This is a genomic window from Corynebacterium amycolatum, assembly GCF_016889425.1.
GTDB lineage: Bacteria > Actinomycetota > Actinomycetes > Mycobacteriales > Mycobacteriaceae > Corynebacterium > Corynebacterium amycolatum.
Genome location: NZ_CP069513.1, coordinates 1,793,053 through 1,806,089 on the forward strand (window position 1 = coordinate 1,793,053; position 13,037 = coordinate 1,806,089).

Below are 13,037 nucleotides of genomic sequence, written 5' to 3' on the forward strand. Positions count from 1 at the left end.
ACCATGTCCGGCTCCTACAGCGCTCAGCCTGGTCATCTCTACGGCATCGGACTCGGCCCCGGCGACGCAGGTCTCATTACACTTCGCGGTGCCGACATCATCCGCACAGCCGATGTCATCGCCTACCATGCCGGAACTCACGGACGTTCCACGGCGCGTTCAATCGCCGCTGAACTGATTGACGCGCGTGACGACGCTGCCGTGGAAGAGCAATTGCAATACCCGGTGACCACCGGGCGCCCGGCCGACTACCGCGAGCAGCTCGCCGGTTTCTATGCAGAGGCCACTGCTCGCCTGCACAAGCACTTGGCCCAGGGGCGAAGTGTTGCAGTGCTTTCGCTCGGTGACCCGATGCTCTATAGCTCTTACCAGCACCTGCATCACGCCCTCAGCGAGGACTTCCCCACTGAGATTGTCCCCGGAGTGGCCAGCATTACTGCGGCGGCAGCAGAGATCGGTCAGCCGCTCGGCGAGGCTACCGAAATCGTCAGCGTTGTTCCCGCCACCGCCGATTCCGAGCGGATCGCTGCGGTTCTTGACGCTTCAGACTGTGTAGTCATTATGAAGCTGGGGAAAAACGTTGAGAAGGTTCGTACAGCGTTGCAGGCCGCTGGCATGCTCGATCGCGCCTATGTTGTCGAGCGAGCAACCATGAATGAGCACACCAGCTACCCGCTGGCCGATGCCGACCCGGAGAAGGTTCCCTACTTCGCAGTGGCCGTCGTGCCTTCCGCTGTCTACGGCACTAAACGGAGTGTTTCTGGGGTGCCTTCGCCAGCCGATGATGCAGCGACCGGTGCAGCCACCGATACAGCAACTGAGTCGGCTCCCCCAGCGGTCGGTGAAGTCGTAGTTGTCGGCCTTGGCCCGGGTGCTGAACGCTGGACTACCCCAGAAGTCACCGAGGAATTGGCACGGGCCACGGATCTGGTTGGCTACTCCACCTACATCAACCGAGTTCCTGAGCGCGCCGGGCAACGCCGTCATCTCTCAGATAACCGCGTTGAGGCAGAGCGAGCCACTATGGCGCTGGATATTGCCAAGCGCGGCGGTCGAGTTGCGGTGGTCAGCTCCGGTGACCCTGGAGTCTTCGCGATGGCGGCCGCAGTGTTGGAAGTCGCTGACGACGATATGTGGCGAGGCATCCCCGTGCGAGTCGTGCCGGGCATGACTGCGGCTCAGGCGGTCGCTAGTCGAGTCGGTGCTCCCCTTGGCCATGATTTTGCGATGCTCAGTCTCTCCGACAGGTTGAAGCCCTGGGAGGTCGTCGTTAAGCGAGTGCGTGCCGTAGCCGGAGCAGACATGGCGTTTGCGGTCTACAACCCGGCATCCAAGTCGCGGAGATGGCAGATCCGAGAGCTGCGTGCATTGGCCATGGAGTACCGCGCCACAACAACGCCTGTGATTGTGGCGCGGGCAGTCGGCTCGGAGCAGGAAAACGTCACCGTGACCACGTTGGCGGAGTTCGATCCGGACGTCGTCGATATGCGAACAATGGTGATTATCGGTTCGTCGTCGACAAAAGCGTATCGGGCTGGCAAGACCACTCGGGTCTACACCGCACGTCACTACGGTGAGGGCGGCACCAGCGGGACAGGCGAGTTGCTGCGTTAGTTCTGGAATTTCCAGCACACATCTGAGCTATTAAATATCGGTGCACGAATGAAAAGAAAGATTATTCGCGCGGCTGCCAAACGCGTAAAAGTGATATTGCCGAATTGAGATTTAGCGGCCAGGGTCAAATACGGTTCTATTTGCTTAAATGACTACCACTTTTGTTTACCCCTTTCTTAGCGGGGCTACTTATTTAATCGGGAGATATTTCTAAGCGTGGCTCGATTCCAGTGTTATGCTCGGGGCAATCACTGACATAAAAGGAGGTTTAGGTGATAGGAAAAAACTTCTTCTAGTGGAATCTGCCCTTATTTTAGCAGGTATCATCTTTTCACCCGTTGCTAGCGCTGAGGAACCTGCACGTCCCGTGGCGGCTCAGGCTGAATCACTTTATAGGGCGATTGATGAAGGTCGCCTTTCGATGGCGGAGTTGGATAACCATCAAAAAAGCCTTCTGCGAGCCTATACAACTCCGGGTGAGTTGATTGTAAAACGATTGTCATAGCCGTCGAATCTTTCAACGACGCTTTTTGCGCAGGGCGAGGCTGACTACTGCCGAAAGGATGGTGCCCGGTTTGAGCAAAAGGCTGTTATGGGTAACACCCTATACACTTACTGGCAGACTGTTGAAATCTGCGGAACCCCAGGTAAAAAGATTAAGAATGTCAAAGTTCTTGATCACGGTGGGGAAACCAGTACTCCTACATGGTCGTATAGGGGTTCGGCCTCGAATCCAGCTTCGTATGCTGTAGGGGCAGGTTGGTTCGTGCGAACTTCGGAGAACTTTGAGCAGTCCATTGTGGTTGACGGCATTGGGGCAGGTCAAAGGACGGTCTGTATCTCAGCGACTATTCGACCATCTGGAGAATATAATGCAAGCGAAAGGTGCTAAGGATAAAAGAGTGCCGGGAATAATTGACTGGGGATTTCAGATTATTGCTGTCATTCTTTTTCTGGCCGGCGTTTTTATCGCATTCCCAATTCCATTTCTTACTGGAATTTATGGGCTATTCGAGGCCAAAAAAGCCGAGGATGAATATCGTCGCCGATGGATTATTTTCACATTAATTTCTGTTTTCCTAGCAATCGCTATGTTTGTCGCATGGCTGATATTGAGTCCTTCTGGTGGAATCGAGCAAGTTCCCACTGAGCAAACAGAGTGGCAGCCCGTGCGGTAATTTAGGTCACACTAGAATTAGCCGCTATGCCCGGCGGATGACGGCGTTGTACGCCTCATCCACCGTTGTGGCGACGGTGGCGATATCCGCGCCGGGCAGCTGCGGGCGCTGCACGATAACGACCGGCTTTTTCAGGTCGCGGGCTGCCTCAATCTTGGCGTAGGTAGCAGCACCACCGGAGTTCTTGGTCACCACGCAGTCCACGGCGTAATCCCGCATGAGCTTGCGCTCCGCTGCGACATCGTAAGGCCCACGGCTGAGAATAATCTTCCGATTCTTGGGCAGTGGCGGCGCGGGCTGTTCCACGCAGCGAATGAGGTAACGGCCGTTGGCATCGTCGGCAAACGGAGCTAGCTGCTGACGGCCAATAGTGAGAAACGGGCTGTAGAAGCGGTCGGCAACAATGTCCGCGGCCTCCTGCATAGAGGACACCTCAATCCAGTTGTCGCCGGGCTGCCTCTCCCACGCAGGGCGATGCAGCGCCACGAGCGGAAGACCGGTGGCGCGGGCAGCTTCAGCGGCAGATTCGCTGATTCGCTCCGCATAAGGATGCGTGGCGTCGATGATGACTTCGGTGGCATCGGCGATCAGCCATCGCGTGAGCCCCGCAGGGCCGCCGAAACCGCCGATGCGGACATTGCCGGCGGGCAGCTTGGGGTTGGATACGCGACCGGCCAGTGAAGAGGTGACAAACCAGCCCTCGCCCACTAGCCGCTTGGCCAGGGCACGAGCCTCAGCAGTTCCACCCAGAATTAGTGCACGCATGGAATGGTCCGTCCGTGTTCATCGCGCGGGCGATCATCGCTGTAGAGGTAGCTATCCGGGAACGCCTCGGCGGTGAGCACCTTGCCGACAATGATGACCGCCGTACGAGTCACACCTGCATCCTTGACCTGCTGCGCAATATCAGACAGCGTGCCACGGAGAATAACCTGTTCCGGGCGGGATGCGAAAGCCACGACGGCCACCGGACCGTGTTCGCCATAGTGCGGGGTGAGCTCCTCGACTACTCGGTCGATATCGTGGGCGGCCAAGTGAATGCATAGGGTCGCGCCCGTGCGTCCGAAGTTCTCCAAGGTTTCGCCCTCCGGCATCTTGGAAGCACGCCCGGAGATACGGGTCAGCACGACCGACTGGCCGACAGTTGGCACCGTGAGCTCGTGGCCGAGAGCTGCCGCAGCTGCGGAAAAAGCTGGCACACCCGGAACGATTTCGTAGTCAATGCCGAGTTCGCTGAGACGACGGACCTGCTCTGCCAGCGCCGACCACACTGACGGGTCACCAGACTGCAAGCGTGCAACATCCTTGCCCGCCTCATGCGCCGCCTGAATGGTCTCGATGATGGTGTCCAGCGGCATTCGCGCGGTATTGATAATCTCTGCGCCCTCGGGGCAGCTCTCCAGCACCTCAGGCGGGACAATCGATCCCGCGTAAAGGCACACTGGGCAGGAGCGAATAAGCCGGTCCGCGCGCAGCGTCAGCAAATCTGCTGCGCCCGGGCCTGCACCGATGAAATACACAGTCATTGTGGGTTACAGAGTCCTCAATATTTTTAGACAGAGAAATTACGTCTATGGTAGCGCAGGCTCTACTGGCTTCAGCGCTACCCACTGCACCACCGGCAACGCCGGCCGCCACGCAGTGAAAGTGCCGACTGCACCTGCGCGCTCTACAGAAAGCCGGGTGACATCCCCGCCATAGTCGCGACGTGCCTGCCACAGCAGAGCCTCCGATTCCAGCGTCACGGCGTTCGCGACGATGGTGCCACCCGGGGCAAGGCGTTGCCAACAGGCCTCAAGCATGCCGTCAGCAGTGAGGCCTCCGCCGATGAAAATGGCATCGGGGCGAAGATTCGAGTCAGCCAAAGCTCCCGGCGCTGCGCCGTGGTGGACAGTCACATTGCCCGACAGGTTCGCCACATTCTTAGCAATTCGCTCTGCACGAACAGCATCGCGCTCAAAAATTTCTGCGCGCCCGCCGTGCCGAGCCCACTCAATGCCAATCGACCCCGTGCCACCGCCGACATCCCACAACAGAGCTCCCGGCCGAGGATCCAACGCGGCGACGGTCATTTGGCGAATCGGTGCCTTCGTCAGCTGGCCGTCCGAATCAAAGTCACCGTCGCGCAGCCAGCCGCGCGCGCTTCCCGACGGCTCCACCGCCAGCACCGTGAGGTTGCCAGCTGGAACCGGTGGGGTCGCCACCGTGCCTTCGGCAACGGACTCCAGCAGCCCTGTAGCTTCCGTGCCGCCGAGATTGGTCAGCGCGGTGAGCTTGGTGTCTGGGCGGCCGGCCAAAACCGTAGCGACCTCTTTCACTGAGTCCGCGTTTCGGCACAGCACCAGGAAGGGCCGCAGTGCATCTGCTACCGGCACAACACGTGCAGCACCAGGTATCCCCGGCTCCCCTGTTACTAGAGAGATCACCGGAGTGTCATGCAAAGGCCAGCCGAGGTAGGCACAGGCCAATGAGGCCGACGACGGTACTGGAATAACCTCCACGCCACCGCGGCCGAGCTCGCGGACAAGCGATACGCCTACGCCGTGGAACATGGGATCGCCACTGGCGAGGATGACGTCGACTAAAGGGTCAATATCTGCCAGGGTGACCTGCCAGTCCGTCCAGAAGCCACTGGGCCAAGGAGAGAGCTCGGCGTCCAGGTTGACGTCGGCAAGCAAATGGAGCTGACGGGGAGAGCCAATGATGCGGCGTGCCGACGACAGCGCCTCGACCGCGCGGGCAGATAGACCCTCGTAACCGTCACAGCCAATGCCGACGACGCGAAGTTTCTGACTCATCGGGGCATCTTCCGCCAAATCCAGCGAGGAGTCAGATGCGTGGCACGGGCGAGCAACGCCAGTTTCCGTGGCACCCAGACATGGGGCTTCCGGCCATCGAAGGCGGTGACGGCGGCCTCAGCGACCTCGGCGGGGCGCGAAGACATCGGCGCCGGCTTCATGCCTTCGGTCATGCGGCCGATGACGAAGCCCGGCCGGACGATTGTCAGCTGAATATGGCTGCCGTGCAGGCGGTCCTGCATGCCTTGGAGGAAACCGTCGAGGCCGGCCTTCGCCGAACCGTAGACATAGTTGGCGCGGCGCACGCGGGTGCCTGCGATAGAGGAAAAGGCCATGATGCGGCCCGCGACCTTGTCGCGCACAGGCAGTTTGCCGGCGGCGATGTCGGACTCCATGCGCGCGACAATCTCTGTGAGAATCGATGCCTGAGCCGTGAAGTCGGTGTGAATGACCGCCGCCGCAGCCTCCCCGGACTCTTCACACTTCTGCTGATTGCCGAGGATGCCGAACGCGACAATCACCGTGTCGATGGGACCGTGCTGCCAGGCGTGCTCAACGAACTGGCGGTGTGCGGCGATGTCATCGGCATCAAAGTGGATGCGATGCACCGCGACAGCACCGGCGTCGATGAGGCGTCCGGCAATGCCGTCGAGTGCCTCAGTGCGGCGCGCGGCGAGCGTGAAGGTGTTGTGATTGGCCAGCCGCGCGGCAACTTCCCCGCCGATTTCGCTGGTGGCACCAAGAACGAGTACGTGTCCCATGCGCTAGAAAAACCTTTCCTCTAAACTTCGATTAGACGGTAATCAAATCGTGCGGACCGTTATTGACCGATTCGCCGCCATCTTCGGTGACAATGATGATGTCCTCCAGGCGCATACCGAATTCGCCCGGCAGGTACACGCCCGGCTCCACCGAAAACGCCATGCCCGGCTCAAGTGCAAGCTCATTGCCAGCCATAATGAACGGCTCTTCATGGGTGGACAGGCCAATGCCATGACCAGTGCGGTGAATGAAGTACTCGCCGTAGCCCGCAGCGGTGAGGCTATTGCGCGCAATCGCATCAATCTCTGCAGCCGTCACACCCGGGCGAACCGCTGCTACAGCAGCTTCCTGAGCCTTCCGCAGGGCCGCCCACGCTGCGGTTTCCTTCTCCCCCGGCTTGCCGACGACATAGGTGCGCGTGCAATCGGAGTGGTAGCCGAGCGGCAAGGTGCCTCCGATATCGATGACCACCACGTCGCCGTCCTCGATGACGCGGTTGGAGAAATCGTGGTGCGGATTAGCACCATTTTCAGCCGAGCCGACAATGACGAAGTCAATGGCGACATGGCCTTCCTCCAGGATGGCTGCCGAAATCTCGTCGGCGACCTCGCGCTCGGTGCGACCTGCACGCAGCATGCCCGGAACGCGAGCGTGAACGCGGTCAATGGCGGCGCCGGCCTCGCGCAGCTGATCAATCTCAGCGGCGTCCTTGCGCATGAACAGTTCTTTCAGCAGTTCTCCGGCCAACACAGTCTTGGCTCCGGTGAGATCCTGAATGGGAATCAGGTGGTCAGCGGTCAACGACGCCCCAATTGCGAGAGTGCCCACGTGGCCGACTAGGTCGGCGACAATGCGGTGTGGATCCTGACCGTCCTCCCACAACACCACATCGGCGTTGAGGTCACCGATTGCACACAGCGGCAGGTCCCCCCGCTCCACAGCGGGCAATACCAGCGTGGTTGTGCCGGCTGCGGTGACTACCAGCGCGGTGAGACGCTCATGCGAAGCGACCGCAGAACCGATGAGATACTGCAGGTCAGCTCCGGTTCCAAAGACTGCAGCGTCTGCATCGCGGGTGCGGAGTAGTTCCGCGGTGCGATCCAGGCGCTGCTGATAGATGTCAAAGCTAAAGATACCGTTGCTCATAGTTGCCAACTGTACCCGTCAGCCTTGAATAAGACAGAGGCGCGGAACTAGATGCTGGTGTCGGGTAGACGGCGTGGGACGACCTTGCCACCGTCATTACGAGGCAACGATTTCATCCACACAATCTCGTCAGGCACATTGTGCTCCGCGAGATTTTGGCGAACGTGTTCGCGAATCATGTCGTCGGAAAGGTTAGCACCAGCAACGCTGTCTTCACGTACAACGTAGGCTCGAAGAGTCGCGACGATGTCATCCTGACTACCGTGGACAAACACATCGTCGATTCCATCGACGGTTCCGAGGAATTCCTCAACTTCACGAGGGTAGACATTTTCGCCTCCCTTGATCAGCATGTCGTCTGCGCGACCGGCTAGCTGAAGCATGCCGTTTTGATCAATGAGGCCCTTATCCCCTGTTCCGAGCAGCCCATTCATGACATCATATTTGTCACGTGCAGCCAGTAACCCGACCATGGTCATAGAGTTTGCTGCGTAGACGTTACCTAGCTCTCCTGGATCGGCCTCAGTGCCATCTTCACGGAAAATGCGGAGCTCGACGCCAGATGGAATATGCCCAGTGGTGTGCGGGTCAGCGGCGAATTCAGGGCCAGTTGCAATGGCGATTTGGCCATGCTCAGTGGAGCCATAGAAATTGCACACAACAGGCCCAAATCGCTTATTGAGCTCACGAACCAAATATGGCGGCATGGCGTTACCCGAAGAAACGATGAACTCAAATGGGCCAATCTTTGTTTCTGCTCGGTCCGCGGCAGCGACTAGATCCTTCAGGAAGACCGCAGCTGAGACAATTCCGGTTACTCCATACTGAAGGCAGTCCGCAGCAGCCTGATCTGCATCAAAATTTCGACGCAAAATGAGTGTTGAGCCAGTGGCCAAGCCAATCTGAAGGTTGAGCCAACCCCACGCATGGAAGACCGAAGCGGTCAGTTGAACTACCATGTTCTTCTTCCACGGGATTGCCTTTACAATACCGCCGAGCACCTTTGGCGTGCGTGGAACTGGGAGGCGAACGCCTTTGGGGATTCCGTAAGTTCCAGACGACATGATGATCGTTTCTTGCTGCCGCGGCTTTCGAGGAAGCTTGGAGCTATCGGTTTGGCCGGAAACGAGGGAAAGAAACTCATCATGGTCACCACCAACAGTGAGTGATTTGATTGGAAATTCTGCGTCTTGGTTGTACTCGACGTCTACGACCAAAATATCCGCGCCATAGTCAGACATAATCGCGCTAACCTGCTTTGACGATGAGGCAGGATTCATAATCATCGGGCGGGCCCCGAGGTAGCTGCAGGCCAACAATGGCAGCACGATGGCACGAGAGTTTCGCGCAAGTATTGCGATGGTGGATCCTTCGGTAATCCCCTTTTCCATTAGGCGTACCGTGAGTGTTCTAGCCTGAGTCCGAAGCTCGCTGTATGTAAGTTCGCCGAAATCATCCACAATGGCAAGTCGGTCAGGCCAATTAAGGCAGTCGTTTTCGACGAGAGCTGCCATGGAAATGCCCCATTGGGACATATTCTTCAGTGCTTTAGGACCATCATTTCTGAGGATGCCAGCACGCTTGAGAGGGCCGAGAGCAGTAGCAAACTGCTTAACCTGGGTCCAAGACGACACATGAGTTGCGCGTTGAGTGCGAGGTGTCATTTTTCCCTAAAAGTAGTGAGTTGAAGATAAAAGCCCTGGGCCATAAGGCGCAGGGCTTGGAGGCAAGGACTAGATGCGAGCGACGATTGCGTCGGCGATAATCTCTTTGCCTTCACCATTGAGGTGGACCGGAAGGTTGTAGTCCTGAGTGCGGTTGTCGACTGCGCCTGCGATGATTCGCTTATCATCCGGTGCGCACTCATGGCGATCCGTGGTCATCGAGCGGACATCAACAAACTCGGCGTTATGGCGGTCAGCGGCCTGCTGTGCGTACTTAGAGGTTTCAATCTCACCCTGCTCAATCCAGAATGCGGGAACCCCGGCGTCGACGTTTTGTCCAGCAACGTTCACATGGATGAGGCACTGCTTGGAATCACCGGGATGCGAAATGGTTGGGTAATTGACAAATGCGATGCGGGCATTCGGCGCATGTGCGCGAATTTTGTTTACTGCGGCATCGGAAGCATCCTTCCACCAGCCCTCACGCACGGAAGGAAGATTGACTGCGTTGTTGTAGGTGTCGTTGAAACCAATCTGAATTGCAATGAATGCAGTCTGCGGGGTCAGTGCTCCATCGCGAATAGCGCCCTCGATTTGTCGATCGAGATTGTTTGCGTTCGGCGTGTAGAGGACGGCTCCTGCGCAGGAGTAGTCATCTAGCTGGCGGCCAGTCTTTTTACCGATCTTGGCCGGAATTCCATCAGGGTCATGCGCGCAACCATTCTTCTGCTGAACCTCTGGGAGCCCAGGAATCTGCTCTGGAGCCTTGGCAATCCAGTAGTCCTCAACGGTCGGATTGGCGAAATACGAATCGCCGAAGGTAACAACGTTTCCAGCGGGTGCAGCGTTTGCGATTGGGGCAATGCCGAAGCTCAGTGCCGCGATCCCTACAGCGGATAGAGTCTTATGAAGCTTGCGCATTCGGGGCCTTCCTGAGAAATGAAGTCAGATATGAAAAATATAATCTGCAGTTTCGTTAGTCACTGCGAGATAAGAATAGTGTCATAACTATTCTACTTTTAGTAATTTATCATCTTCACCTCAGGAACCAGGTGTTCAGGAGAAGAGATGTGTCCGAGATAACTAATTATTCAGCGCCACTACTCCCCTGCGAATCGCCTGAATAGCCTCGGCAGACTTATCGCGAATGTCTGTGGAGTAGCCGGTCTTCTTAATCTGCTGCAATAGATCAATGACCTGACGGCACCAGCGGACAAAGTCACCCGGAGTCAGCTCCGCGCCACTTTCGGCCGCTGCCTGCAGGCAGTACCCCAGCGGTGCGCCCGCAGTCCACTGATGAATTGCAGTGGCAAAGGCCATGTCCGGCAAGTTCGTCACCGGCAGACGGTAGCGGCGCTCATCCTCCGACAGCTCCTCCCAGATGCGGTAGGTGTTCCCCAGCGCCTTGGCCAACGGCTCGGTCGGAACCTCATCGCTGCCCTGGCTGGCCTTGCGGTTTTCAAAGACCAAACTCGACACGGCACCGGCCAGCTCTGCCGGGTCCAAGTCGTCCCAGATACCGCGGCGCAGGCACGTGGCCACCAGCAGATCCGACCCATTGTGAATCTGCGCCAGCCGCAGGCCTTCCTCCGTAATCGTCGGCTCCGCGCCCTCTGGCCATTCCACGTAGTCCATCTGTGTTAGCAACTGCAGCATGCGGTCGAATGTGCGTGCCAACGTATCGGAAGCGGAATCGACGCGCTTTTGCAGCTTGGCAACATGCGCCTCGGCCTGCCGCAGCGTATCGGCGTGACGAGCCATCGTCTCCACCGCAGGATCTCCATGTAGTGGATGCTCACGCAGCTCCTGCCGCAGCTTCCTCACCGCTGGCGAGTTGCCACCGCTGCGGCGCTTCAGCCTCTTTGGTCCCTTCAGCCCCTTGCGGCCAATCTCTGCACGCACAATACCGAGCGCACGTCGCGGATGCCGATCCGCATCCCGCGGCAGCTTAATCGAGCCGACTGTCTGCGGCGCCGCTGGGAAGATATGCGGTTCCACACGTCCCACAAATCCGCCGACACTGATGACACCGGGACGAGGATTCGACTTCGAATGATCCTCCCGGTACACCACCGCCAACTGCACCTTCTTACCCTTCGGCAGCGGAATAACCTCGCCCCTACGGAGCCTTCGCAGCGCGGTCACCGTTTCCGTGTGGCGGTCTTCAATATTGCGGCGCTTGGCGTTCTTCTCCTCCTGGGTCAGCTTCGCGCGCAGATCCAGGTATTCGAGCATCTGGGTCAGGCGCTCGTCGTCACGCGAACTGCCCTCTCCTCTTGACGACGACCCATCAGCTTCCGACCCTTCGGCGTGCGCATCGGCTCCCCTGCCGAGCAATTCCGCACGCAGGGCCGCGGCTTCTTGCTTGGCCTTGGACAGTTCGGCGGCGACTCCGACGATGTCGCCATCCGCCTGGAACTGTGCGAATGAGCGCTCCATGACACGCTTCGACCCCTCGTAACCGAGTGTCTGTAGGAGGTTGACGCTCATGTTGTAGCTCGGTGCGAAGGTGGAGATCAGCGGGTACGTGCGCGTGGATGCCAGTCCTGCGACGGCCTTCGGGTCCATTGCCGGGGCCCACTGCACCACGGCATTGCCGACGGTGTCGATACCGCGGCGGCCAGCGCGACCCGTCATCTGCGTGTACTGACCGGGCGTGAGATCTACGTGTGCCTCGCCGTTGAACTTGACCAGCTTCTCCAGCACAACCGTGCGGGCAGGCATGTTGATGCCCAGTGCGAGCGTCTCGGTGGCGAAGACGACCTTGACCAGGCCTTCGTTAAAGAGCTCTTCCACAATGTGCCGAAACGCAGGCAGCATGCCCGCGTGGTGCGCCGCAAAACCTCGAATGAGAATGCGGCGCCAGCGCAGGAAGCCGAGAACCTGCAGGTCTTCCTTCGGAATGTGCGCGACACCGTCATCGATAATCTTGGCGATGCGCTCCTGCTCATCTCGGTCAGTGAGTTCTGCGCGAGTAGCGCCGACCTGCGCCAACGCGCCTTCGCAGCCCGCGCGGGAGAATATGAAAACAATCGCGGGCAGCATGTTCATGGAGCCGAGCATGCGGATAACATCGCCGCGCTTCGGTGGGCGGAACTTGCGCTGCCCCCTATCGCCCCAGCTGTATGAGCGCCCACCGCCCTTGTGTTTTTTGTACTGGTAGCGCTCCCTGGCCCCAGCGTCCCCGTAGCCGAACTCGGCGCGACGGCACGCCTCCAGCAGGTCCTGATTGACCTTGTCCGACTTCGCCTCGAAAAGAGGATAGAGTCGGTTGCCCACTAGCATGTGCTGATGCAGTGGAACCGGACGCAAATCCGTGACAATAACGTCCGTGTGCCCGCGCACCGTGGACAGCCAGCGCCCGAATTCCTCGGAGTTGGATACCGTCGCGGACAAACCGATGACAGCCACGGACTGGTCGAGGTTCAAAATAACCTCTTCCCACACAGCGCCGCGCTCCCGGTCAGCGAGGTAGTGAATCTCGTCCATCACCACATGCGTGAGTTTCTTCAGCGTCGGCGAGTTCGCGTAGATCATGTTACGCAGCACCTCGGTGGTCATCACCACGATGTCTGCGTCGCCGTTAATCGAAGTGTCACCAGTGAGCAGGCCCACGCGGTCCTCGCCGTAGTCCTCGACTAGGTCGTGGTACTTCTGGTTGCTCAGTGCCTTAATAGGGGTGGTGTAAAAGCACTTGCCGCCGCGCTCGAGCGCAGCATAAATAGCGAATTCGCCAACAATAGTTTTGCCCGCACCGGTGGGTGCACAGACGACAACGCCCCGCCCTGCCTCAATTGATTGGCAGGCGCGGAGCTGAAAGTCGTCAAGATCGAAATCCTGTTGGCTAACGAAACCGCCGAGAAGAGTCATGCCTC

General features: G+C 58.6%; 11 protein-coding genes. 3 read left to right on the forward strand and 8 right to left on the reverse strand.

The window, feature by feature from the left end; genetic code table 11:
- Window positions 1-3: 3 nt before the first annotated feature.
- The 3 genes from cobJ (at window position 4) to I6J19_RS07850 (ending at window position 2,792) form a co-directional block, all read left to right on the forward strand.
- Entirely contained in the window at window positions 4-1,614 is a 1,611-nt protein-coding gene (gene cobJ / locus I6J19_RS07840) for a precorrin-3B C(17)-methyltransferase (RefSeq protein ID WP_038625499.1), read from the forward strand.
- 295 nt (window positions 1,615-1,909) lie between these two features.
- Window positions 1,910-2,119: a hypothetical protein gene (locus tag I6J19_RS07845; RefSeq protein WP_144242501.1), complete on the forward strand. Its 210-nt coding sequence runs from the start codon at window positions 1,910-1,912 to the stop codon at window positions 2,117-2,119.
- A gap of 367 nt (window positions 2,120-2,486) precedes the next feature.
- Window positions 2,487-2,792, forward strand: a complete 306-nt coding sequence (locus tag I6J19_RS07850) for a hypothetical protein (RefSeq protein ID WP_038625496.1) — start codon at window positions 2,487-2,489, stop codon at window positions 2,790-2,792.
- A 24-nt stretch (window positions 2,793-2,816) separates the two neighbouring features.
- On the opposite strand, the gene I6J19_RS07855 is transcribed toward I6J19_RS07850, so the two are convergent.
- The 8 genes from I6J19_RS07855 to I6J19_RS07890 all read right to left on the reverse strand — a co-directional run bounded on the left by I6J19_RS07855 (window position 2,817) and on the right by I6J19_RS07890 (window position 13,032).
- On the reverse strand, window positions 2,817-3,557 hold the full coding sequence (locus I6J19_RS07855) for a cobalt-precorrin-6A reductase (protein WP_038625494.1): 741 nt from the start codon (window positions 3,555-3,557) through the stop codon (window positions 2,817-2,819).
- Window positions 3,545-4,318: a precorrin-4 C(11)-methyltransferase gene (gene cobM, locus I6J19_RS07860; protein ID WP_038625492.1), complete on the reverse strand. Its 774-nt coding sequence runs from the start codon at window positions 4,316-4,318 to the stop codon at window positions 3,545-3,547. Before cobM ends, I6J19_RS07855 begins: the two co-directional genes overlap by 13 nt.
- A 45-nt stretch (window positions 4,319-4,363) precedes the next feature.
- Window positions 4,364-5,590 (reverse strand): precorrin-6Y C5,15-methyltransferase (decarboxylating) subunit CbiT, encoded by a 1,227-nt coding sequence (cbiT, locus tag I6J19_RS07865; RefSeq protein ID WP_038625489.1) that lies wholly within the window; start codon window positions 5,588-5,590, stop codon window positions 4,364-4,366.
- Entirely contained in the window at window positions 5,587-6,351 is a 765-nt protein-coding gene (locus I6J19_RS07870) for an SDR family NAD(P)-dependent oxidoreductase (RefSeq protein ID WP_038625487.1), read from the reverse strand. The genes cbiT and I6J19_RS07870 overlap by 4 nt, the downstream gene beginning before the upstream one ends.
- A 31-nt stretch (window positions 6,352-6,382) precedes the next feature.
- A complete protein-coding gene (locus I6J19_RS07875) occupies window positions 6,383-7,498 on the reverse strand; it encodes a M24 family metallopeptidase (protein WP_038625485.1) in 1,116 nt (371 codons plus the stop codon).
- A 47-nt stretch (window positions 7,499-7,545) separates the two neighbouring features.
- Window positions 7,546-9,012: an AMP-binding protein gene (locus I6J19_RS07880; RefSeq protein WP_239122774.1), complete on the reverse strand. Its 1,467-nt coding sequence runs from the start codon at window positions 9,010-9,012 to the stop codon at window positions 7,546-7,548.
- 219 nt (window positions 9,013-9,231) lie between these two features.
- Entirely contained in the window at window positions 9,232-10,083 is an 852-nt protein-coding gene (locus tag I6J19_RS07885) for a GDSL-type esterase/lipase family protein (protein WP_005510760.1), read from the reverse strand.
- A 162-nt stretch (window positions 10,084-10,245) separates the two neighbouring features.
- On the reverse strand, window positions 10,246-13,032 hold the full coding sequence (locus I6J19_RS07890) for a DEAD/DEAH box helicase (protein WP_038625480.1): 2,787 nt from the start codon (window positions 13,030-13,032) through the stop codon (window positions 10,246-10,248).
- Between the last annotated feature and the right edge of the window lie 5 nt (window positions 13,033-13,037).

Coding starts and splice junctions, on each gene's coding strand:
- I6J19_RS07870 (WP_038625487.1), bottom strand. CDS start 6,351: ATGGGACACGTACTCGTTCTTGGTGCCACCAGCGAAATCGGCGGGGAA.
- I6J19_RS07885 (WP_005510760.1), bottom strand. CDS start 10,083: ATGCGCAAGCTTCATAAGACTCTATCCGCTGTAGGGATCGCGGCACTG.
- cobJ (WP_038625499.1), top strand. CDS start 4: ATGTCCGGCTCCTACAGCGCTCAGCCTGGTCATCTCTACGGCATCGGA.
- I6J19_RS07855 (WP_038625494.1), bottom strand. CDS start 3,557: ATGCGTGCACTAATTCTGGGTGGAACTGCTGAGGCTCGTGCCCTGGCC.
- I6J19_RS07850 (WP_038625496.1), top strand. CDS start 2,487: ATGCAAGCGAAAGGTGCTAAGGATAAAAGAGTGCCGGGAATAATTGAC.
- I6J19_RS07875 (WP_038625485.1), bottom strand. CDS start 7,498: ATGAGCAACGGTATCTTTAGCTTTGACATCTATCAGCAGCGCCTGGAT.
- I6J19_RS07890 (WP_038625480.1), bottom strand. CDS start 13,032: ATGACTCTTCTCGGCGGTTTCGTTAGCCAACAGGATTTCGATCTTGAC.
- cbiT (WP_038625489.1), bottom strand. CDS start 5,590: ATGAGTCAGAAACTTCGCGTCGTCGGCATTGGCTGTGACGGTTACGAG.
- I6J19_RS07880 (WP_239122774.1), bottom strand. CDS start 9,012: ATGGCAGCTCTCGTCGAAAACGACTGCCTTAATTGGCCTGACCGACTT.
- cobM (WP_038625492.1), bottom strand. CDS start 4,318: ATGACTGTGTATTTCATCGGTGCAGGCCCGGGCGCAGCAGATTTGCTG.